Source organism: Serratia sp. CY38905 (assembly GCF_052168875.1).
Lineage (GTDB): Bacteria > Pseudomonadota > Gammaproteobacteria > Enterobacterales > Enterobacteriaceae > Serratia > Serratia sarumanii.
On record NZ_JBJNLV010000001.1, the window covers coordinates 1,036,934 to 1,058,605 of the forward strand.

The following is a 21,672-nucleotide window of genomic DNA, read 5'->3' on the forward strand; positions in this document are numbered from 1 at the left end:
AGGGATTGCTGCGATAGAAGCTACAGATTTGTAACTTCCCACCCCGTCACGGTAGACTGAGATATCGGTTTATCCCATCCATCAAGGCGTTGCATGCAAAACATGCAATAGTGCAATTATATCTTTGTTAACAACCGGCGGTTTCTATTTAGTACAACCGGTTCTATAATGAGACGCATTAACTCTTTGTGCCGACCGATGCCACAGGCGAGTACGCCTCAACTTGATTAGCATAGTAACAGGACTGAATTCGCATGACCGACAACAACATCGCACTGAAGAAGGCCGGCTTAAAAGTCACGCTTCCGCGACTCAAAATCCTGGAAGTACTGCAAAATCCGGAATGCCATCACGTCAGTGCGGAAGATTTGTACAAAAAACTGATTGATATGGGCGAAGAGATCGGGCTGGCAACGGTTTATCGCGTACTGAACCAGTTTGACGATGCGGGCATTGTGACACGTCACAATTTCGAAGGCGGCAAGTCCGTGTTCGAGCTGACCCAACAGCATCACCACGATCACCTGATTTGCCTGGACTGCGGCAAAGTGATTGAATTCAGCGACGAATCCATCGAAGTTCGCCAGCGTGATATCGCCAAGCAGCACGGCATCAAGCTCACCAACCACAGCCTGTACCTGTACGGCCACTGCGAAACCGGTGACTGTCGTGAAGACGAAACGCTGCACGACAAGAAATAAGCCTGACCGGCTATGAAAAACCGCCTCACACCGAGGCGGTTTTTTTATGCCCGCCGTGCAACGGGCAAAAAAATCCCCGGACAAGCCGGGGAAAATCATGTCATGAAATATCACAATTGCAGCGGCACTGCGACTCCACGTACTACTCTCACTTCAACGTCCGCCCCGCGCCGACACGCGCTAAGGCAGACGCATTCCCCCTTCGTTATACGGCCTGCCGCCGGGGCAGCAGGCCGTTGCACCGGGCTTAAACCTTCTCGGCGCGGCTGTAGCGTTTACCGTCCGGGCTGACCGAACGCACCTGAACGTCACCGGAAACCGCCGGTTTGGCCTTGGCGTCATAGCGCTGCCACTGCTTGCCGCCGTCGGTGGAATACTCGATGCCCAATCCCGGCAGCGCGATATTCGCCTCCAGCTTGCCGCCCGCTACGCGCGCGCCCGGCACCGGCAGACGGTAAGCGACGCCGCCTTTGTCCAGCTTGGCCAGCTCACGCTGGCCCAGAATATTGGCGAAGCGCAGCCAGTCTTTCTCCAGCGCCTTGGTATCGACAAAGTGGGTTTCCCCGCCTTTGTATTCGCGGCCGGCGCGATAGTCCTGCTCCCAACCGGCGCGGTGCCAGGCGCGTTCCGCCACCGACAGCGCGCGTGGGAAGATCATGTATTCCATCTGCGGATCGGTGCGCTGGGTTTCGCTCCACAGCTGAGCGGACAGCCCGTAGGCGCCCGGCCACGGCTTGTCGCTCTTGGCGCTGAAGGGGTTGCCGTCGCGGTCGACCGAGGTTTCCGCGTTCTGCGGCATGTTGTCCGGCGCGAAGCTGAACACCTTGCGCTCGTCGCTGAAGCGGGTGCCCCAGTAGTAACCGCGCTCGTCCGGGTTCACCTCGTAAGGGAAGTCCATATAGACATAGTCCGGGTTGGAAACCACCACTTCATACCCTTTGTTGGCCCAGTCGTTGACGCTATCGAAACCGCCCCAGTACAGGGTATCCCAGAAGTTGACGCCCACGCGCGAGGTGGCGAACGCCTTCGCGCTCTCGGCGTCTTTCAGGCCGTCCTGCCAGGCCTGCATTCTGTCGATGCCGTGCGCCTTCACCAGCTTGCTGACCTCTTGGCCGAAGTAGCTCGGCAGGTGCTCCATGTCGGCCACCTTGCCTTCTTTGATCATCGTCTGGCACACCTGCGACTTGGCCCACGGCTTGTCTTCGTTGCTCTGATCGATGATGCCTTTGCCCGGCTCCGGTTTCGCCTTGTCGGTATAGCCGGCGCCCAGGCGAATGTTTTTCGCTTCGTCGCCGCCGAAGTGCCAGGTCTTGATCGGCTGGCCGGCTTCTTTATGCATCTGGGCGATCTCGCCGATCACCTTGTCGACAAAGCGCTGGGAAGAGTCCAGGCACGGGTTCAGGTAGCTCTGGCGGTTAAAGAACTGCACGGAGGTGGTGTTGGAGGTATCGGTCGGATCCACCAGGCGGAATTCGTTGGCCTCCTGCTCTTTCCCGGCGGCATGCAGCTTTTTATAGCGCGCTTCCATCGAGACCACCGCGGCGCGGGCGTGCGCCGGCATGTCGATCTCCGGGATCACTTCAATCTGGCGCGCCTGGGCGTATTTGATGATGTCGATATAGTCCTGACGGCTGAAGAAGCCGCCGTAGACGTCCGGCCCCTGGCCGTACTGCGGCAGCAGGCAGGTGGTTTCGCTCAGATCGTGGCAGCGCTGGCCGCCGACTTCCGTCAGCTCAGGCAAACCGGGGATCTCGATGCGCCAGCCTTCGTCATCGCTCAGGTGGAAGTGGAATTTGTTGAGCTTGTAGGCCGCCATCTGATCCAGCAGGCGCAGCACCGCGTCCTTCTTATGGAAGTTGCGCGCCACGTCGAGGAAAATGCCGCGATACTCGAAGCGCGGCGCATCGCTGGCGTCCAGCGTGGCGATCTTGCCGCTGCCGTCGCTCGGCACTAACGACAGGATCGACTGCAGCCCGTAGAACACCCCGGCCTGATCGAAACCGATCACTCGCGCCTCTTTCTTGCCGATTTTCAACTCATAGGCGCCTGACACCGCCATCGCGCCTTTAAACTTACCCGGCTGAATGTCGGTCTTGATAGGATAGCCGTTGGCCTGAACCGGCACGCCCAGCAGCGCAAAGCGCTGGTTGACGGCGTCCGCCGCCGGCTTGACCAGCGTGCTCAGATCCGGTGCCACGCCGTTACGCAGATCGGCATCCTGCGCGTGCACTTTCACCTGCATCGGCGTCGGCACGATCTGGCCACGCAGCGCGCCGGCAGGCAGCGTCTGCAGATCGGCATTGCTGACAAAGCGCGAAGCCGGCGTCATCAGAATGTTTTTGTCGTCCTTGGTGCGCTTCCACTGGTCGCCGGTGAACGGCGCCACGAACTGATCCAGATTTTCGGTATCGGTATTCGCCAGCATTTTCGGCTTGGCGTCGCCGGACGTGGCATACCAGCGCGGCAGGAAGTCGTTTCTGAACAGCTGCCAGTATTCGGCCACCACTGGAATTTCCACCGCCTTACCGGCCGGGAAACCGCTGAATTTGGCGGTCGGCTCCAGCTTGTACAGATCGCCGGTGAGGTGAGCGATCTTGAACTGGTCGTTGTCCACCCGCAGGGTCTGGCGCGGGCTGTGGAAATAGATGATCCAGTCTTTGCCGTCGATCGCCTGGCCGTCGTTGCTGAGGGTGAACAACACCCGGTTGCAAGAGGCCCAGTCGGCGCCCAGCGCCGCGCAATCCACGCCGTTTTCGCCGGCGCGGTTATCCAGCATTTTTACGTTCAGCTTCAGCTGACTCAGTTGATCCACCAGCTGTTGATCGGCCATGGCGTTTCCCATGCCGCCCAGGAATCCCATCGTTGCCGTCAAAGCGGCTAATGCGCTCAGTTTGAATGCGTTCATGTTCTTGTCCTTCTTAATTATTGTTATCGCGAATTTCTTGCCACAGCTTGCCGCACTTGGCGTCGTAAGCCTGACCGTTGCCGCTGTGAACCGCCATAATGCAGTTCTGATAATCCATCACCCGTACCGTTTCCTGCGCGGCGAACTGCTGGTGCTGCTTCTCTTGTTTCAGCACGTTCAGCACCGCCTTGCAGGGCTGCAGACGCTCCGGTGAACCTTCGGCGGTGTTGATGCAGGCGCTGTAAGCCTGCTTCAATTTGGCGTCTTCCGGCGGCGCGGCGGGTTGCGCGCAGGCGCTCAAGGCCGCGGCGGCCGCCAACATCAGCATGATTTTTTTCATCGTTGAATTCCCTTAACTGCCCCCGGCGGCGAGGCCGGGGAACGCATCAGAAGATGGTGAATGGCGCGATGACCATGAACTTGACGTCTTTCTCGTCCTGGAAGATGTTGCCGTAACCGCCGCCCCAGCTCGGGATGTTGGTGTGGTTGTCATACTGGGTATAGTGCAGCTTGATCAGCGTGCCCTTGGCGCGCCCTTCCTGGATGGTGTACATCGCGTCCAGGCTCCAGGCGCTCTCTTTCAGGCGCTGGCTCTGATCGTAGATCGGGTTGGTGCTCGGCTTGGCGTCCCAGGCGTAAACGTAGGAGCCGCCGACCGCCATGCCCGGCAGGTTCCAGTTGCTGAGGTCATACATCACGCCGGCGTACACCGCTTTCTCGCCGTTGGCGTTAAAGTCGGAGCGGTTGTCCCACCACACGTCCAGGCGGCCGTTGGATGAGGCGTAGGTTGGGGTCATGCGCTGCAGGAAGAAGCCCTGGTTGCCTTCCGCCTTGACCATGGTGCCTTCCAGACGCCAGTTGAACTGCCCGGTGGTGTAACCGAAGGTCAGCGCCTGCAGCCAGGCCAGGCCGTCGTAGATGCTGTTTGGATCGTTTTTGTCGCTGATGCGGTCTTCCGCACCGTAGAACTGGTAACTGGTGGTCAGCGGGTTGCCGAGCAGATCGAATTTGTAAGACGCTTTAGTGAAGTATTGATTCACGTATCCCTGCGCCTGGCCGAAGGCGGCTTCCAGCACCAGATCGTTTTTGAAATCGTACTTGGCGCCCAGCGAGTGCAGGTAGGAGACGCGGGTTTTCCTGTCGTTCTGGCGGAAGTCGTCCACCTCGATATGCCACGGCGCCTTGTATTTGTCGGCCCACATGTAGGAGAAGCTCAACGCGCCGGCATCGCCGTAGTCGAACTTGGCGCCGGCTTCGGCCCCCTGATAGGTGCCCGGCATAAAGCTCCAGTGCGGCGCCAGCAGGGTTTGGCCGCTCGGCTGAATATAGCCGGCGCGTGCCCAGACTGGGCCGTATTTGAATTTGGCGGCGGCTTTGTACAGGCTGACGCCGCCTTTGTCACCGGAATAGTCTTCGTCGTAGGTCCGGTTTTTCGAGGAAAACGCGATCTCGTTCGGGTGGCCGCTGGCGCTGGATTCCGCCAGCTCGATAGCGGTGAAGGCACCGACGTCCAGACCGAACATATCCCAGGCGTAGCCCGAAGCGAAATCCAGGCTCAGGTTGGCGGTGGAGTGCGACAGGTTGGTGGTATATTGGTTGTAGTCCTTGCTGTCCGGATTGAGATCTTTACGGTCGCGCTCACGTTGCCAGTAATAGATGCCGCCGGTCAGCGTGGAATCATCGATAAACCCTGCGGCTTTCGCCTCAGGCGCCATGGCAAACCCTGTTCCCAACAGCGCGCCCGCGACTGCGAGCGCCAGCGTTTTACGCTGAGCACCGTGCGTACCCATATTGAAATTCCTCTTTGACTTAACTTAAAAGTTGCAGCCGCCTGTGTTCACCACTGCCCTGCACGACTGCCAATAAAAAACCCGAACGGGTAAAAAATATTGCCGACGAGATGTTATTCCCACAGCACTAATTGCTACAGACAGACTATTTTTCGCGACGCGAATTATCAAATGAAAAATGCGGGAGATTTGTCAAAGTATGACAAGGAGCACATATCAGTGAGATTTTGTTACGCCGGTCATCATGGAAGGTGTCGAATAAAAAATTCAATTAAATCAGAATAAATTGAGATACAAGGTCAACCAGAGACGATTAATGGTTTCAGCCTGACTAAATCCGTCAGTCAGGCGATAAAAATTGAAAGCGCTCTCTAAATGAAATTAATTCGCATCACGAATATATAAGCAAATATTAAGACTAACAAGGCCAATATCAGAAAGCTTATGGGTTAATGCGCCGTGATTAATTAAACGCGCTCCGGTTAAAATCAGAGAGGAATAGATCGCAGGTGAAATTACAGGCAAAAAAAAGCGCGGCCTAAGCCGCGCTGATTCATTAATTTTCGAGGCGAATAAGATTAGCCCTCGATTTTCGCCCAGGTGTCGCGCAGGCCGACGGTGCGGTTAAACACCAGATGCTCGGCCGACGAATAGCGACTGTCGGCGCAGAAGTAACCTTCACGCTCGAACTGATAGGCTTTCTCCGGCTGTGCGGCCGCCAGGCTCGGCTCGACGAAGCCGTGCTTGATCACCAGCGATTCCGGGTTGATGGTGGAGAGGAAATCTTCCGCCGCGCCCGGGTTAGGCACGCTGAACAGGCGATCGTACAGGCGAATTTCCGCCGGCAGCGCGTGCGCCGCGGACACCCAATGGATCACGCCCTTCACCTTGCGGCCGTCGGCAGGATCTTTGCTCAACGTTTCCGCATCGTAGCTGCAGAAGATGGTGACGATCTCGCCCGCTTCGTCCTTCTCGACGCGCTCGGCCTTGATCACGTACGCATTGCGCAGACGCACTTCTTTGCCCAGCACCAAGCGCTTGTACTGCTTGTTGGCTTCTTCGCGGAAGTCGGCGCGATCGATATAGATCTCGCGGCTGAACGGCACATCGCGGCTGCCCATTTCCGGCTTGTTCGGATGGTTAGGCATGGTGACCATTTCCACCGCATCGCCCATGTTCTCGATGACGATTTTCACCGGATCCAGCACCGCCATGGCGCGCGGGGCGTTCTCGTTCAGATCGTCGCGGATGCAGGATTCCAGCGCCACCATCTCGACGTTGTTGTCTTGCTTGGTCACGCCGATGCGCAGGCAGAACTCGCGAATCGAGGCGGCGGTATAACCGCGGCGGCGCAGACCGGAGACGGTTGGCATCCGCGGGTCGTCCCAGCCTTCGACGATCTTCTCGGTCACCAACTGGTTCAGCTTGCGCTTCGACATGATGGCGTATTCGAGGTTGAGGCGCGAAAACTCGTACTGACGCGGGTGGCAAGGAATGGTGATGTTATCCAACACCCAGTCATACAGACGGCGGTTATCCTGGAATTCCAGGGTACACAGCGAATGGGTGATCCCTTCCAGCGCATCGGAAATGCAGTGGGTGAAATCGTACATCGGGTAGATGCACCATTTATTGCCGGTCTGGTGGTGTTCGGCGAACTTGATGCGGTACAGCACCGGATCGCGCATCACGATAAACGGCGAAGCCATATCGATCTTGGCGCGCAGGCAGGCGGCGCCTTCGGCGAACTCGCCGTTGCGCATCTTCTCGAACAGCGCCAGGTTCTCTTCCACGCTGCGATCGCGGTACGGGCTGTCTTTGCCCGGCGCGGTCAGGGTGCCGCGATATTCACGGATCTGCTCCGGCGACAGCTCATCGACGTAGGCCAGCCCCTTGGTGATCAGCTCGACCGCATACTGGTGCAGCTGATCGAAATAGTCTGAGGAGTAACGAACGTTGCCGCTCCACTCAAAGCCCAGCCACTCCACGTCGTGCTTGATTGACTCCACGAACTCGATGTCTTCTTTCACCGGGTTGGTGTCATCGAAACGCAGGTTGCACTGGCCCTGATAGTCCTTGGCGATGCCGAAGTTCAGGCAGATGGACTTGGCGTGGCCGATATGCAGATAGCCGTTAGGCTCCGGCGGGAAGCGGGTATGTACCGACGTGTGTTTCCCCGACGCCAGATCTTCATCGACGATCTGACGGATAAAATTGGTTGGGCGGGCTTCAGCCTCACTCATTTCACTGTTCCTCAATGCAAAGCGCTACACATAACCGCCTATGATCCAACAAGCCACGTCTGGAAACAACCGTTTGTTGCACGAAAAATGCGGCGCGTTGCCCCCTCGGCGCGCAGCGCACCGCCGTGGGGCGAAACGGGATAAAAAAAGCGGGAAGAGATCGCTCTCTTCCCGCCAAATCGGGGCAAACTCCGCCATGATGCGTGGCCGGCCCCCGGTACTACTCAGGTAAAAACGGCCTTACTTTTGGATCTCGTACAGCTTGGTCTGACCGGCGACCACCGAGCCGCTGGCCAGCGCCGCCAGGCCGGCGTAGTCGTCAGCGTTGCTGACCACCACCGGGCTTATCATCGAACGCGCGTTGGCGTTCAGATAATCCAGATCCAGTTCCAGAATCGGTTGACCGGCTTTCACTTCCGCGCCCTCTTCCACCAGGCGTTTGAAGCCCTGGCCTTCCAGCGCGACGGTGTCGATCCCCATGTGCACCACGATCTCGGCACCCTTGTCGGTTTCCAGGCAGAACGCGTGGTTGGTATTGAAGATTTTCACCACGGTGCCGTCCGCCGGCGCCACGACGATGTTGTCGGTCGGGCGAATCGCCAGGCCGTCGCCTACCGCCTTGCTGGCGAAAGCTTCGTCCGGCACCTGATCGAGCGCCACGACTTCACCGGTCACCGGCGCTACCAGCGTTTCAAACGCGGCTTTCGGCGCGTTCGGCACCGCCTGCGGTTTGGCTTCCGCGGCAGGGGCCGCCGCCGGGGCCGCCGCAGCCGCTACCGGGCCGGCTGCAATCACGTTGCGCATTGCGCTGGCGATAAGTTCAGCACGGGTGCCGACGATCACTTGCACGCTCTGCTTGTTCAGGCGGATAACGCCGGATGCGCCGAGGCGTTTCGCCAAGGCGTCGTTCACCAGCGCGGAGTCTTTCACGTTCAGACGCAGGCGGGTGATGCAGGCATCGATGCCGGTCAGGTTGTCGGAACCGCCGATCGCGCCGACGTAGCGACGGGCCAGCGTGGTGGTTTCGTTTTCGTCTTTACCGGCGTTGCTGTCGACGTTGACGTCATAACCGTCGGTTTCGTCACCGGCAACCGCCAGTTCGCGGCCCGGGGTCATCAGGTTGAATTTCTTGATGGTGAAGCGGAACACCACGTAGTAGATGACGAAGAACACCAGGCCTTGCGGGATCAGCATGTACCAGTGGGTCGCCAGCGGGTTGCGGGACGACAGCACCATATCCACCAGCCCGGCGCTGAAGCCGAAACCGGCGATCCAGTGCATGCTGGCGGCGATGAACACCGAGATACCGGTCAGCACGGCGTGGATCACGTACAGCACCGGTGCCACGAACATGAAGGAGAACTCCAGCGGTTCGGTGATGCCGGTAAAGAAGGCGGCGAACGCGGCCGCCAGCATGATGCCCGCCACTTTGGCTTTATTTTCAGGACGCGCGCAGTGATAGATGGCCAGCGCTGCCCCCGGCAGACCGAACATCATGATCGGGAAGAAGCCCGCCTGATAACGGCCGGTGATGCCAACAACCGCTTTACCGGCTTCGATTGACTGCTGGCCGCCGAGGAAGTTAGGAATATCGTTGATGCCGGCCACGTCGAACCAGAATACCGAGTTCAGCGCGTGGTGCAGGCCGACCGGGATCAGCAAACGGTTGAAGAAGGCGTAAATGCCGGCGCCGACCGAACCCATTTTCTGAATGTGTTCACCGAAGTTCACCAGACCGTTGAAGATCACCGGCCAGATGTACATCAGAATGAAAGCGACCAGGATCATCAGGAAGGAAATGAGGATCGGCACCAGGCGGCGGCCGCTGAAGAACGACAGCGCCTTAGGCAGCTCAACGCCGCTGAAGCGGTTGTACACTTCGGCGGAGATGATACCCACCAGAATACCGACGAACTGGTTCTGGATCTTGCCGAACGCGGCAGGCACCTGATCGAGCGGGATCTTCTGAATCATCGACACGGCGGCCGGTGAACAGAGGGTGGTCAGCACCAGGAAGCCGACGAAGCCGGTCAACGCGGCGGCGCCGTCCTTGTCTTTGGACATGCCGTAGGCCACGCCGATAGCGAACAACACCGACATGTTGTCGATGATAGCGGAGCCGGATTTAATGAAGAAAGCGGCGAGCGCGTTGTCGCCGCCCCAACCAACAGGGTCAATCCAGTACCCGACGCCCATCAAGATGGCGGCGGCGGGCAGCGTGGCGACCGGCACCATCAGCGCCCGTCCCACCTTTTGCAAATAACTAAGAATGTTCACCTTTTCCCCCTATGTTGTCCGCGGACGGACCCTATTAGTAGTTTATTTGGAGCTCTCACTACCTTTTTAGAAACAACGCATGGCACGTATCACTCATGCCGAGTGTAAAAAATTTATTTTGTATCGCAAATTAAAACCTCCCTTTTTGTGATAAATATCACCAAAAAGTAGTCTTTCCCTCCCGGATTGCTGGCCATCACACAAAACTTATTTTATCATTCAAAAAATCAACCGGACGGACGATTCACGCGAGAATCATAAAGCTGGGTTACGCTTAGGACTCCCGCAGGCCCGTACAGTATAGCTTTAGTTTACTTATCCCAAGAGGTGTTAGATGAGACTTATCCCACTGAAAGATACCGCACAAGTCGGCAAATGGGCCGCGCGTCATATCGTTCAACGCATCAACGCATTCAAGCCAACCGCAGAGCGCCCGTTTGTCCTCGGCCTGCCTACCGGCGGCACGCCGCTGGAAGCCTACAAACATCTGATTGCGATGCATAAAGCAGGTGAAGTAAGCTTTAAGCATGTTGTGACTTTCAACATGGACGAGTACGTTGGCCTGCCGCAGGAACACCCGGAAAGCTACCACACCTTCATGTACCGCAACTTCTTTGATCACGTTGATATCCCTCGTGAAAATATCAACCTGCTGAACGGCAACGCCGCGGATGTCGACGCCGAGTGCCGCCAGTACGAAGAGAAGATCAAGTCTTACGGCAAAATTAACCTGTTCATGGGCGGCGTGGGCATCGACGGCCATATCGCGTTCAACGAACCGGCTTCGTCCCTGGCTTCGCGCACCCGCATCAAAACGCTGACCGAAGACACCCGCATCGCCAACTCGCGCTTCTTCGGCGGCGACGTCAGCCTGGTGCCGAAATATGCGCTGACCGTCGGCGTGGGTACGCTGCTGGATGCCGAAGAAGTGATGATCCTGGTGACCGGCCACGCCAAAGCGCAGGCGCTGGAAGCCGCGGTGGAAGGCAACATCAACCACATGTGGACCATCAGCTGCCTGCAGCTGCACGCCAAAGCGGTGGTGGTGTGCGACGAGCCGGCCACCATGGAACTGAAAGTCAAAACCGTCAAATATTTCCGCGAGTTAGAAGCGGAAAGCGTGAAAAGTCTTTAATCTTTGCAGGGGGCTACGATGTTCGCTTTAACCCACGGCCGAATCTATACCGGCCACGACGTACTTGATGACCATGCAGTCATTATCGCTGATGGGCTGATCGAGAGAGTCTGCCCGGCGGCTGAATTGCCCGCCGGCATCGAAACGCGCGACCTGGGTGGCGCCATCCTGGCCCCCGGGCTTATCGACGTGCAGCTGAACGGCTGCGGCGGCGTACAGTTCAACGATTCGCTGGAAGCGATTTCGGAAGAAACGCTGGAGATCATGCAGCGCGCCAACGAGAAATCCGGCTGCACCAGCTATCTGCCGACGCTGATCACCAGCAGCGACGAATTCATGAAGCACAGCGTCGAGGTGATGCGCGCCTATCTGACAAAGCACCAAAACCAGGCGCTGGGCCTGCACCTGGAAGGGCCGTACCTCAGCCCGGTGAAAAAAGGCACCCATAACCCGGCGTTCATTCGCAAGCCAACGCAGGACATGATCGATTACCTGTGCGCCAACGCCGACGTGATCACCAAGGTGACGCTGGCGCCGGAGATGGTTGAGCCGCACGTTATCAAGCAGCTGACCGAGGCCGGCATCGTGGTCTCCGCCGGCCACTCGAACGCCACCTACGATCAGGCTCGCACCGGCTTCGCCGCCGGCATCAGCTTCGCCACCCACCTGTACAACGCCATGCCGTATATCACCGGCCGCGAACCGGGGCTGATGGGGGCGATCTTCGACACGCCGGAGGTCTATACCGGCATCATCGCCGACGGCCATCACGTAGCCTGGGCGAGTATCCGTAACGCCAAACGCCTGAAAGGTGATAAATTGGTATTGGTCACCGACGCGACCGCACCGGCAGGTGCAGATATTGACCAATTTATTTTCGCCGGTAAAACAATATACTATCGGGATGGGCTGTGCGTGGATGAGAACGGCACCCTGAGCGGTTCCGCGCTGACCATGATCGAAGCGGTGCAAAACAGCGTCGAACATATCGGCATCGCGCTGGACGAAGCGCTGCGCATGGCGACGCTGTACCCGGCGCGCGCCATCGGCGTCGAGCACCGTCTGGGCACCATCGAAGCCGGCAAGGTGGCTAACCTGACCGCCTTCACCCGTGATTTTAAAATCACCAAAACGCTCGTTAACGGTAACGAGGTTTAATTCAATGAACAGCGAGTAACATTATTGATGAGCACCGGCGGACAAGCACAAATAGGGAACGTTGACTTAGTCAAACAACTTAACGGCGCGGCAGTTTACCGCCTGATCGACCAGCAGGGCCCGATCTCGCGCATTCAAATTGCCGAACTCAGCCAGCTTGCCCCCGCCAGCGTCACCAAAATTACTCGCCAGCTGCTGGAGCGCGGGCTGATCAAAGAAGTCGATCAGCAAGCCTCCACCGGCGGCCGCCGCGCGATCTCCATCGTGTCGGAAACCCGTCATTTCCATACCGTCGCGGTGCGTCTCGGCCGCCACGACGCCACCATCACCCTGTATGACATGAGCGGCAAATCGCTCGGCGAAGAACACTATCCGCTGCCGGAACGCACCCAGGAAACGCTGGAGAATGCGCTGTTCGCCGCCATCGCCCAATTCATCGAAGCGAATCAGCGCCGCCTGCGCGAGCTGATCGCCATCGCGGTGATCCTGCCCGGCCTGGTGGATCCGGCGCTGGGCGTGGTGCGCTACATGCCGCACATCAGCGTCAGCAACTGGGCGCTGGTGGACAACCTGCAGCAACGTTTCAACGTCACCAGCTTCGTCGGCCACGACATCCGCAGCCTGGCGCTGGCGGAGCACTACTTCGGTGCCACCCGCGACTGCGAAGACTCGATTCTGGTGCGCCTGCACCGCGGCACCGGCGCCGGCATCATCGTCAACGGGCAGATTTTTCTCGGCAACAACGGCAACGTCGGCGAGATCGGCCATATCCAGATCGATCCGCTCGGCGAACGCTGCCACTGCGGCAACTTCGGCTGCCTGGAAACGGTGGCCGCCAACGCGGCGATCGAACAGCGCGTGCGCCAGCTGCTGAGCCAGGGCTACCCGAGCAAACTGACGCTGGAAGACTGCGGCATCAACGCCATCTGCAAGGCCGCCAACCGCGGCGATCTGCTGGCCAGCGAAGTGATCGAACACGTCGGCCGCTATCTGGGCAAGGCGGTGGCCATCGCCATCAACCTGTTCAATCCGCAGAAGGTGGTGATCGCCGGTGAGATCACCGAAGCGGACAAAGTGCTGCTGCCGGCGATCCAGAGCTGCATCAATACCCAGGTGCTGAAGGACTTCCGCAAGAATCTGCCGGTGGTGACCTCCGAACTCAATCATCGCTCGGCGATCGGCGCTTTCGCCCTGGCCAAACGCGCGATGCTCAACGGCGTGCTCTTGCAGCGATTGCTGGAAAGCTGATCCGCCGCTTCTGGCAGGTGTGTTATCGTCACCCCTTGCCTGCCGTAATCATGAGAAACAGCGACAAATGAAAATCAAAAACGTTATATGCGATATCGACGGCGTGCTGCTGCATGACAATACGCCGGTGCCCGGCGCCGATCTGTTCCTGGCGCGCATCCAGGAACAAGGCATGCCGCTGGTGGTGCTGACCAACTACCCGTCACAGACCGCGCAGGATCTGGCGAACCGCTTCGCCGCCGCCGGGTTGGAAGTGCCGGAGAGCGCGTTCTATACCTCGGCGATGGCCACCGCCGATTTCCTGCGCCGCCAGGAAGGAAAAAAAGCCTACGTGGTCGGCGAAGGCGCGCTGATCCATGAGCTGTACAAAGCCGGTTTCACCATCACCGACATCAACCCGGATTTCGTGATCGTCGGGGAAACCCGCTCTTACAACTGGGACATGATGCACAAGGCCGCCTACTTCGTCAGTAACGGCGCGCGCTTTATCGCCACCAACCCGGATAGCCACGGCCACGGCTTCTCGCCGGCCTGCGGCGCGCTGTGCGCCCCCATCGAGAAGATCACCGGCCGCAAGCCGTTTTACGTCGGCAAGCCCAGCCCGTGGATCATTCGCGCCGCATTGAACAAAATGCAGGCGCACTCGGAAGAGACGGTGATCGTCGGCGACAACCTGCGCACCGACATTCTGGCGGGCTTCCAGGCCGGCCTGGAAACCGTGCTGGTGCTGTCAGGCGTCTCCACGCTGAGCGACATCGAAACCATGCCGTTCCGCCCGAGCTACGTCTACCCTTCCGTTGCCGATATCACTATTTTCTGATGCATTTATGGCGGCTGCCCGGCCGCCATTATTTCCCTCTTCCTGACCGCAGTTTGAATTTAATTCGTTCATGGCCGCAAAAGGTTTCAGCCTGCCCGCGCTAAAAATCCTCATTATAACCTTACGCCCCGCCAATAGCTGATATTGCCGGCAGGCGAAAATCCCTTACCCTAATTAATGAGGCTACCATGAGCACAAATAACATTATTAATGCCGCCGATGACGCAGCCATTATGCCGACTATCGCCAATAAAAAAATCCTGATGGGTTTCTGGCACAACTGGGCCGCCGGCGCCAGTGACGGTTATCAACAAGGCCAGTTCGCCAATATGAACCTGACCGACATTCCCGCCGAATATAACGTGGTGGCCGTCGCCTTTATGAAAGGCCAGGGAATCCCGACCTTCAAGCCTTACAACCTGTCCGACGCCGAGTTCCGCCGCCAGGTGGGCGTGCTGAACAGCCAGGGCCGCGCGGTGCTGATCTCCCTCGGCGGCGCAGACGCGCACATCGAACTGAAAACCGGCGACGAAGACCGGCTGAAAGACGAGATTATTCGCCTGGTGGAAGTCTACGGCTTCGACGGCCTGGATATCGATCTGGAACAGGCGGCGATCGGCGCCGCCAATAATAAAACCGTCTTGCCTGCGGCGCTGAAAAAAGTAAAAGACCATTACGCCGCGCAGGGGAAAAACTTTATTATCAGCATGGCGCCGGAATTCCCTTATCTGCAGGCTAACGGCAGCTATGGCGATTATATTAATGCGTTAGATGGCTATTATGACTTTATCGCGCCGCAATATTATAACCAGGGTGGCGACGGCATCTGGGTTCCCGAGGCCAATAACGGTGCCGGTGCCTGGATTGCCCAAAACAACGACGCCATGAAAGAAGACTTCCTCTATTACCTGACGGAAAGTCTGGTCACCGGCACCCGCGGATTTATCCGAATTCCAGCCAGTAAATTCGTTATCGGCCTACCGAGCAACAACGATGCCGCCGCCACCGGCTACGTGATCGACAAACAGGCGGTGTATAACGCCTTCTCGCGTCTCGACGCCAAAAACCTGTCGATCAAGGGCCTGATGACCTGGTCAATCAACTGGGACAACGGCAAGAGCAAAGCCGGCGTGGCCTACAGCTGGGAGTTCAAAACCCGCTACGCGCCGCTGATTCAGGGCGGAGTCACCCCGCCGCCGGGAAAGCCTAATGCGCCGACGGCGCTGACGGTCTCCGAGTTGGGCGCCACCTCGCTGAAGCTGAGCTGGGCCGCCGCCACCGGCGCCTTACCGATCGCCAGTTACACCGTTTACCGCAACGGCAACCCGATCGGCCAGACTGCCGGCCTGTCGTTGGCCGACAACGGCCTGGCTCCGGCCACTCAGTACAGCTACTTCGTTACCGCAACCGACAGCCAGGGCAATACCTCGCTGCCGAGCAGCGCGCTGGCGGTCAAAACCGCCAACGACGGCACGCCGCCCGATCCGAGCGCGCCCGAGTGGCAGAACAACCACAGCTACCAAGCCGGCGACGTGGTGAGTTATAAAGGCAAGAAATACACCTGTATTCAGGCGCACACCTCCAACGCCGCCTGGACGCCGGACGCCGCCTTCACCCTGTGGCAGCTCATCGCCTAATCGCTAATCGATTGCCGGTCAAACCGGCCGGCAATCCCGTCATTACGCTAAAAATTGCATAATCGCTAATTTTCCCCGCCGATAACTGAAAATCCGTCAAAAACCGCGCCCAGGCAAACAACTATTTCTCAGCGTATGGCTAAAACGCTTGCATCTCATGCAGCTTTAGGCGCATTTTCATAACCACAGCGCAGCAAAACCGCGTTATCGCTGATGAATCGGCAATGCTGCCCATAACAGTAAAAAACAACATCACAGTCATAAAAGCCCGTTAGGAGAGTTGTATGTGTTCTATTTTCGGTGTGCTCGATCTGAAGTCCGATCCCGTTGAACTGCGTAAGAAAGCGCTGGAGCTGTCGCGCCTGATGCGCCATCGCGGCCCGGATTGGTCCGGCGTTTACGCCAGCGACAAAGCCATTTTGGCCCACGAACGCCTGTCGATCGTCGACGTCAACAACGGCGCTCAACCGCTGTACAACGCTGCGCACACCCACGTTTTGGCGGTCAACGGCGAAATTTACAACCACCAGGCGCTGCGCCAACAGCTGAGCGACCGCTACGCGTTCCAGACCGGTTCCGACTGTGAAGTGATCCTGGCGCTGTATCAGGAGAAAGGCCCGGACTTCCTCGACGATCTGCAAGGCATGTTCGCCTTCGCCCTGTACGACACCGAAAAAGACGCCTACCTGATCGGCCGCGATCATCTGGGCATCATCCCGCTGTACATGGGCCACGACGAGCACGGCAACCTGTACGTCGCCTCGGAAATGAAAGCGCTGGTGCCGGTGTGCCGCACCATCAAGGAATTCCCGGCCGGCAGTTACCTGTGGAGCCAGGACGGCGAGATCCGCGAATACTATCGCCGCGACTGGTTCGATTACGACAGCGTCAAAGACAACGTGACCGACGCCACCGCCCTGCGCACCGCGCTGGAAGAGTCGGTGAAAAGCCACCTGATGTCCGACGTGCCTTACGGCGTGCTGCTGTCGGGCGGGCTGGATTCCTCGGTCATCTCGGCGATCACCAAGAAGTACGCCGCGCGCCGCGTGGAAGATCAGGAACGCAGCGAGGCCTGGTGGCCACAGCTGCACTCCTTCGCCGTCGGCCTGGAAGGCTCGCCGGATCTGCGCGCCGCGCAGGAGGTGGCCAACCATCTGGGCACCGTGCACCATGAAATCCACTTCACCGTGCAGGAAGGCCTGGACGCCATCCGCGACGTGATTTACCACATCGAAACCTACGACGTCACCACCATCCGCGCCTCGACGCCGATGTACCTGATGTCGCGCAAAATCAAGGCGATGGGCATCAAGATGGTGCTCTCCGGCGAAGGCGCGGACGAAGTGTTCGGCGGCTACCTCTACTTCCATAAGGCGCCGGACGCCCGCGAATTCCACGAAGAGACCGTGCGCAAGCTGCTGGCGCTGCATATGTTCGACTGCGCGCGCGCCAACAAGGCGATGTCCGCCTGGGGCGTCGAAGCCCGCGTGCCGTTTCTGGACAAGAAATTCCTCGACGTGGCGATGCGCATCAACCCGAAAGATAAAATGTGCGGCAACGGCAAAATGGAAAAACACATCGTCCGCGAATGTTTCGAGTCCTATTTGCCGGCCAGCGTGGCCTGGCGCCAGAAAGAGCAGTTCTCCGACGGCGTCGGCTACAGCTGGATCGACACGCTAAAAGAGGTCGCTGCGCAGCAAATCAGCGATCAACAGCTCGAAACCGCGCGTTTCCGCTTCCCGTACAACACGCCGACTTCGAAAGAAGGCTACCTGTACCGCGAAATCTTCGAGGAGCTGTTCCCGCTGCCGAGCGCCGCCGAATGCGTGCCGGGCGGCCCGTCCGTCGCCTGCTCGTCCGCCAAGGCCATCGAATGGGACGAATCGTTCAAGAAGATGGACGATCCTTCCGGCCGCGCCGTCGGCGTGCACCAGGCCGCCTATAAATAATCGCGCGGCGCTTTCCCTCGGGGCGGGCCTTTTGGCCCGCCTTTTTGTTGCCTTTTCCCCCCGCCAACTGCCTGAATTGCCGATTTTATCGCCATAATGTTCACAACCCAGACAAACGGCGCTTCCGGGCACTTTTTCGGGAAAAAACTTGTTGACGCAAATCGGTCATATACGCATAATGCGCCCCGCAACGCCGATGAAGGCAAAGCAAAAAAAGAGGGCTACGTAGCTCAGCTGGTTAGAGCACATCACTCATAATGATGGGGTCACAGGTTCGAATCCCGTCGTAGCCACCATCTCTTTTTTGCATTTGCGGGAGTGGCGAAATTGGTAGACGCACCAGATTTAGGTTCTGGCGCCGCAAGGTGTGCGAGTTCAAGTCTCGCCTCCCGCACCATTTCTCTTCATCGTCGGCGCAGTATGTTGATGGGGTATCGCCAAGCGGTAAGGCACCGGTTTTTGATACCGGCATTCCCTGGTTCGAATCCAGGTACCCCAGCCATATTCTTTCGGGAATGGGGTTTCAACATAAGATTTGTTTGTAGGTGGGGTATCGCCAAGCGGTAAGGCACCGGTTTTTGATACCGGCATTCCCTGGTTCGAATCCAGGTACCCCAGCCATAACAAACTGCTTGCAAATCAAAGAAGTAAAAAGTACCATCGGCTACGTAGCTCAGCTGGTTAGAGCACATCACTCATAATGATGGGGTCACAGGTTCAAATCCCGTCGTAGCCACCATAATTGGGGTGTCGCCAAGCGGTAAGGCTCTGGTTTCTGATACCAGCATACCCAGGTTCGAATCCTGGCACCCCAGCCATATTTAGAAAAGCCCGCTTCGGCGGGCTTTTTGCTTTTCGGCGCTCGGCCAATCCTAACGAGCCCAGCCGCAGCCGAGCCCTGTCGGTTACAATCCCAACGCGTACTTCAACGCATGCTCTTTCAGCTTGCCCGCCCGCTGCGCGGCCATCAGCGCCAGATTGCGCGCCACGTTCAGCGGCGCCAGGTTATTGCTGAAAGCGGTATAGAACAGATCCATGCCGCTCTGCATCAGCAGATTGTCGGTACGGCGGCGGCGCTGATAGCGCAGCAGTACCGCCTCGCTGCTCCAGTCCTCTCCCTGCTCCCGCGCATCGCTTAATACGTTCAGCAAGGCATCCACGTCGCGATACCCCAGATTGACGCCCTGCCCGGCAAGCGGGTTGATGGTATGCGCCGCATCGCCCAACAGCGCCAGCCCCGGCAACACGTAGCGCTGCGCATGACGCCGCGTCAGCGGGAACGAACCGGCGGCGTGCACCTTAACCGGGCCCAGTCGCGCCGGGAAAGCGGCGGCGATCTCGCGCTCCAGTTGCGCCGGCGGCATCGCCTGCAGCTGGCGAATGCGCTGCGGGCTGTCATACCACACCAGCGACCCCCAGCTGTCGTACAGCGGCAGGAAGGCACGCGGCCCGGATGGGAAGAAGCGCTGCCAGGTCACATCCTGCTGCGGCGCGCCGGTATCGACGGTGATCAACATGCACGCCTGACGATACTGCCAGCCGTTGGTGCCGATCGCCGCCAGCTTGCGCACCTGCGAGTTGGCGCCGTCGGCGCCGACAACCAAACGCGTCTGCAGCGTCTCACCGCCGTCCAGCGTCAACTGCCAGGCATTGTCCGCCCGCTGCAGCGATTGCAGCCTGGCGGGGCACAGCAGCGTCAAATTGGCGCACTGCGCGAACTGCTGCCACAGCGCCAGCTGCAGAATGCGGTTTTCCACCATAAAGCCCAGCTCCGGCAGCCCAAGGGACACCGCGTCGAACGCCACGCGCGACGACGCCCACTCCCAGGTCTCCAGCCGGCGATACGGCGCCGTGCGCATCGCCGTCACGGCCTGCCAGGCGCCGAGCTGTTTCAGCAGCCCCACCGAGGTGCAGCCGATAGCGGAAATGCGCAGATCCGGCGGGCTTTGCGCCTCGAACGCCTGCGGCGCCTGATGTTCCAGCAACGCCACCGACCAGCCCGCCTGCGCCAGCCCCAGGGCCGCCGCCGCGCCGACCATGCCGCCGCCGACCACCACTGCGTCATACCGATTTTGAGATGTCTTCATATTGGCTATGTTTTCTGTGTGAATGCTCGCCATCCCACCCGGTATGGCGTTTTGCGCAGTGTACCGGATTTTCGCTCCGGCTTCAGGTTGCGTGCCATTTCCCCCCGCGCTGGTCACAACGGCGGCAAATGATTACAATACGCGCCCTGCATGTCGCGTAACGCAACTTTCGCTCCGCACTGAGTAATGGCAAGTCAATGACGAAAAAACTACATATCAAAACCTGGGGCTGCCAGATGAATGAGTACGATTCATCGAAAATGGCCGACCTGTTGAACAGCACGCACGGCTTCGAGTGGACCGAAAACGCCGAAGAGGCGGACGTGCTGCTGCTGAACACCTGCTCGATCCGTGAAAAGGCGCAGGAGAAAGTTTTCGCCATGCTGGGGCGCTGGCGCTTGCTGAAAGAAAAGAACCCGTCGGTGATCATCGGCGTCGGTGGTTGCGTGGCCTCGCAAGAAGGTGAACTGATCCGCAGCCGCGCGCCCTGCGTTGACGTGGTATTCGGCCCGCAGACCCTGCACCGCCTGCCGGAAATGATCAATCACGTTCAGGGCACCCGCAGCCCGGTGGTCGACATCAGCTTCCCGGAGATCGAAAAGTTCGACCGTCTGCCGGAACCGCGCGCCGAAGGCCCGACCGCATTCGTGTCGATCATGGAAGGCTGCAACAAATACTGCACCTTCTGCGTGGTGCCTTACACCCGCGGCGAGGAAGTGAGCCGCCCGAGCGACGACGTGCTGTTCGAAATCGCCCAACTGGCGGCGCAGGGCGTACGTGAGGTCAACCTGCTCGGCCAAAACGTCAACGCTTACCGCGGCGCCACGCATGACGGCGATATCTGCTCGTTCGCCGAACTGCTGCGCCTGGTGGCGGCCATCGACGGCATCGATCGCATTCGCTTCACCACCAGCCACCCGATCGAGTTCACCGATGATATCATCGCGGTGTACGAAGACACGCCGGAGCTGGTCAGCTTCCTGCATCTGCCGGTGCAGAGCGGTTCGGATCGCATCCTGACCATGATGAAACGCGCGCACACCGCGCTGGAGTACAAGGCGATTATCCGCAAGCTGCGCAAGGCGCGGCCGGCCATCCAGCTCAGCTCCGATTTCATCGTCGGTTTCCCGGGCGAAAGCCAGGCCGATTTCGAACAGACCATGAACCTGATCGCCGACGTCAATTTCGACGTCAGCTTCAGCTTCATCTATTCGTCGCGCCCGGGCACCCCGGCGGCGGACATGGTCGACGACGTCAGCGAAGAAGAGAAAAAACAGCGGCTGTATATTCTGCAGGACCGCATCAACCAGCAGGCGCTGCAGTTCAGCCGCCGCATGCTCGGCACCGTCCAGCGCATTCTGGTGGAAGGCACCTCGCGCAAAAGCGTGATGGAGCTGGCCGGGCGCACGGAGTGCAACCGTGTGGTAAACTTCGAGGGCACGCCCGACATGATCGGCCAGTTCGTCGACGTGGAAATTACCGAGGTGCTGACCAACACCCTGCGTGGCGCAGTGGTGCGCACCGAACAGCAGATGGATCTGCGCGTACATGAATCCCCGCAGTCGGTGATCGCCCGTACCCGCAAAGAAAACGCGCTGGGCGTCGGCATTTACCAGCCCTGACGCCGCGGCGGCCGTCTTATCGCCGCCCATTCGCGCTACTCCTTACCGTTTCTCCGCCGGGCGTCCGCGCCCGGTGATTTGCTTTTTTATTTTTTTATTG

Annotated in this window: 14 protein-coding genes and 6 tRNA genes; 14 read left to right on the forward strand and 6 right to left on the reverse strand. The window is 58.9% G+C overall.

Going from position 1 to position 21,672, the window contains the following annotated elements; all coding sequences use genetic code 11:
* Window positions 1-254 precede the first annotated feature (254 nt).
* Entirely contained in the window at window positions 255-701 is a 447-nt protein-coding gene (gene fur, locus ACJ8MK_RS05255) for a ferric iron uptake transcriptional regulator (RefSeq protein WP_019454058.1), read from the forward strand.
* A gap of 247 nt (window positions 702-948) precedes the next feature.
* On the opposite strand, the gene ACJ8MK_RS05260 is transcribed toward fur, so the two are convergent.
* The 5 genes from ACJ8MK_RS05260 to nagE all read right to left on the reverse strand — a co-directional run bounded on the left by ACJ8MK_RS05260 (window position 949) and on the right by nagE (window position 9,916).
* Window positions 949-3,606 (reverse strand): beta-N-acetylhexosaminidase, encoded by a 2,658-nt coding sequence (locus ACJ8MK_RS05260; RefSeq protein ID WP_060420299.1) that lies wholly within the window; start codon window positions 3,604-3,606, stop codon window positions 949-951.
* Window positions 3,607-3,619: 13 nt separating this feature from the next.
* A complete protein-coding gene (gene chiQ / locus ACJ8MK_RS05265) occupies window positions 3,620-3,946 on the reverse strand; it encodes a ChiQ/YbfN family lipoprotein (RefSeq protein ID WP_004939944.1) in 327 nt (108 codons plus the stop codon).
* 46 nt (window positions 3,947-3,992) lie between these two features.
* On the reverse strand, window positions 3,993-5,396 hold the full coding sequence (chiP, locus tag ACJ8MK_RS05270; protein ID WP_338808352.1) for a chitoporin ChiP: 1,404 nt from the start codon (window positions 5,394-5,396) through the stop codon (window positions 3,993-3,995).
* A 578-nt stretch (window positions 5,397-5,974) separates the two neighbouring features.
* Complete coding sequence (gene glnS, locus ACJ8MK_RS05275) at window positions 5,975-7,639, reverse strand: glutamine--tRNA ligase (RefSeq protein ID WP_033655303.1); 1,665 nt, start codon at window positions 7,637-7,639, stop codon at window positions 5,975-5,977.
* Between the two features lie 240 nt (window positions 7,640-7,879).
* A complete protein-coding gene (gene nagE / locus ACJ8MK_RS05280; RefSeq protein WP_033647186.1) occupies window positions 7,880-9,916 on the reverse strand; it encodes an N-acetylglucosamine-specific PTS transporter subunit IIBC in 2,037 nt (678 codons plus the stop codon).
* Between the two features lie 334 nt (window positions 9,917-10,250).
* Here nagE and nagB point away from each other — a divergent pair, with 334 nt between their 5' ends.
* The 12 genes from nagB (at window position 10,251) to ACJ8MK_RS05340 (ending at window position 18,681) form a co-directional block, all read left to right on the forward strand.
* Entirely contained in the window at window positions 10,251-11,051 is an 801-nt protein-coding gene (nagB, locus tag ACJ8MK_RS05285; RefSeq protein ID WP_004939952.1) for a glucosamine-6-phosphate deaminase, read from the forward strand.
* Between the two features lie 18 nt (window positions 11,052-11,069).
* On the forward strand, window positions 11,070-12,209 hold the full coding sequence (gene nagA, locus ACJ8MK_RS05290) for an N-acetylglucosamine-6-phosphate deacetylase (RefSeq protein WP_049213567.1): 1,140 nt from the start codon (window positions 11,070-11,072) through the stop codon (window positions 12,207-12,209).
* A 27-nt stretch (window positions 12,210-12,236) separates the two neighbouring features.
* Entirely contained in the window at window positions 12,237-13,457 is a 1,221-nt protein-coding gene (gene nagC, locus ACJ8MK_RS05295; RefSeq protein WP_033637448.1) for a DNA-binding transcriptional regulator NagC, read from the forward strand.
* A gap of 67 nt (window positions 13,458-13,524) precedes the next feature.
* The gene (locus ACJ8MK_RS05300) at window positions 13,525-14,277 is read left to right on the forward strand and encodes an HAD-IIA family hydrolase (RefSeq protein ID WP_004939957.1); all 753 of its coding nucleotides are present in this window, start codon (window positions 13,525-13,527) and stop codon (window positions 14,275-14,277) included.
* A gap of 188 nt (window positions 14,278-14,465) precedes the next feature.
* A complete protein-coding gene (locus tag ACJ8MK_RS05305) occupies window positions 14,466-15,914 on the forward strand; it encodes a carbohydrate-binding protein (RefSeq protein WP_033655299.1) in 1,449 nt (482 codons plus the stop codon).
* A gap of 284 nt (window positions 15,915-16,198) precedes the next feature.
* A complete protein-coding gene (gene asnB / locus ACJ8MK_RS05310) occupies window positions 16,199-17,863 on the forward strand; it encodes an asparagine synthase B (RefSeq protein ID WP_033637446.1) in 1,665 nt (554 codons plus the stop codon).
* 219 nt (window positions 17,864-18,082) lie between these two features.
* Window positions 18,083-18,159: transfer RNA gene (locus tag ACJ8MK_RS05315), tRNA-Met, on the forward strand.
* A gap of 16 nt (window positions 18,160-18,175) precedes the next feature.
* Window positions 18,176-18,260: transfer RNA gene (locus ACJ8MK_RS05320), tRNA-Leu, on the forward strand.
* Window positions 18,261-18,290: 30 nt separating this feature from the next.
* A tRNA-Gln gene (locus ACJ8MK_RS05325) sits at window positions 18,291-18,365 on the forward strand.
* Between the two features lie 44 nt (window positions 18,366-18,409).
* A tRNA-Gln gene (locus tag ACJ8MK_RS05330) sits at window positions 18,410-18,484 on the forward strand.
* Between the two features lie 41 nt (window positions 18,485-18,525).
* A tRNA-Met gene (locus ACJ8MK_RS05335) sits at window positions 18,526-18,602 on the forward strand.
* Window positions 18,603-18,606: 4 nt separating this feature from the next.
* Window positions 18,607-18,681 (forward strand) — tRNA-Gln (locus ACJ8MK_RS05340).
* Window positions 18,682-18,768: 87 nt separating this feature from the next.
* Here the strand turns inward: ACJ8MK_RS05340 and ubiF are convergent.
* Window positions 18,769-19,950 carry a 3-demethoxyubiquinol 3-hydroxylase gene (ubiF, locus tag ACJ8MK_RS05345; protein WP_442517573.1) on the reverse strand — a complete coding sequence of 394 codons (1,182 nt, stop codon included), beginning with the start codon at window positions 19,948-19,950 and terminating at the stop codon, window positions 18,769-18,771.
* 197 nt (window positions 19,951-20,147) lie between these two features.
* Here ubiF and miaB point away from each other — a divergent pair, with 197 nt between their 5' ends.
* Entirely contained in the window at window positions 20,148-21,572 is a 1,425-nt protein-coding gene (gene miaB / locus ACJ8MK_RS05350; RefSeq protein WP_049195581.1) for a tRNA (N6-isopentenyl adenosine(37)-C2)-methylthiotransferase MiaB, read from the forward strand.
* Window positions 21,573-21,672 lie beyond the last annotated feature (100 nt).

What these genes read in the sequence shown, in the direction of transcription:
- fur (WP_019454058.1), top strand. Translation starts at nt 255, where the DNA reads ATGACCGACAACAACATCGCACTGAAGAAGGCCGGCTTAAAAGTCACG.
- ACJ8MK_RS05260 (WP_060420299.1), bottom strand. Translation starts at nt 3,606, where the DNA reads ATGAACGCATTCAAACTGAGCGCATTAGCCGCTTTGACGGCAACGATG.
- chiQ (WP_004939944.1), bottom strand. Translation starts at nt 3,946, where the DNA reads ATGAAAAAAATCATGCTGATGTTGGCGGCCGCCGCGGCCTTGAGCGCC.
- chiP (WP_338808352.1), bottom strand. Translation starts at nt 5,396, where the DNA reads ATGGGTACGCACGGTGCTCAGCGTAAAACGCTGGCGCTCGCAGTCGCG.
- glnS (WP_033655303.1), bottom strand. Translation starts at nt 7,639, where the DNA reads ATGAGTGAGGCTGAAGCCCGCCCAACCAATTTTATCCGTCAGATCGTC.
- nagB (WP_004939952.1), top strand. Translation starts at nt 10,251, where the DNA reads ATGAGACTTATCCCACTGAAAGATACCGCACAAGTCGGCAAATGGGCC.
- nagA (WP_049213567.1), top strand. Translation starts at nt 11,070, where the DNA reads ATGTTCGCTTTAACCCACGGCCGAATCTATACCGGCCACGACGTACTT.
- nagC (WP_033637448.1), top strand. Translation starts at nt 12,237, where the DNA reads ATGAGCACCGGCGGACAAGCACAAATAGGGAACGTTGACTTAGTCAAA.
- ACJ8MK_RS05300 (WP_004939957.1), top strand. Translation starts at nt 13,525, where the DNA reads ATGAAAATCAAAAACGTTATATGCGATATCGACGGCGTGCTGCTGCAT.
- ACJ8MK_RS05305 (WP_033655299.1), top strand. Translation starts at nt 14,466, where the DNA reads ATGAGCACAAATAACATTATTAATGCCGCCGATGACGCAGCCATTATG.
- asnB (WP_033637446.1), top strand. Translation starts at nt 16,199, where the DNA reads ATGTGTTCTATTTTCGGTGTGCTCGATCTGAAGTCCGATCCCGTTGAA.
- ubiF (WP_442517573.1), bottom strand. Translation starts at nt 19,950, where the DNA reads ATGAAGACATCTCAAAATCGGTATGACGCAGTGGTGGTCGGCGGCGGC.
- miaB (WP_049195581.1), top strand. Translation starts at nt 20,148, where the DNA reads ATGACGAAAAAACTACATATCAAAACCTGGGGCTGCCAGATGAATGAG.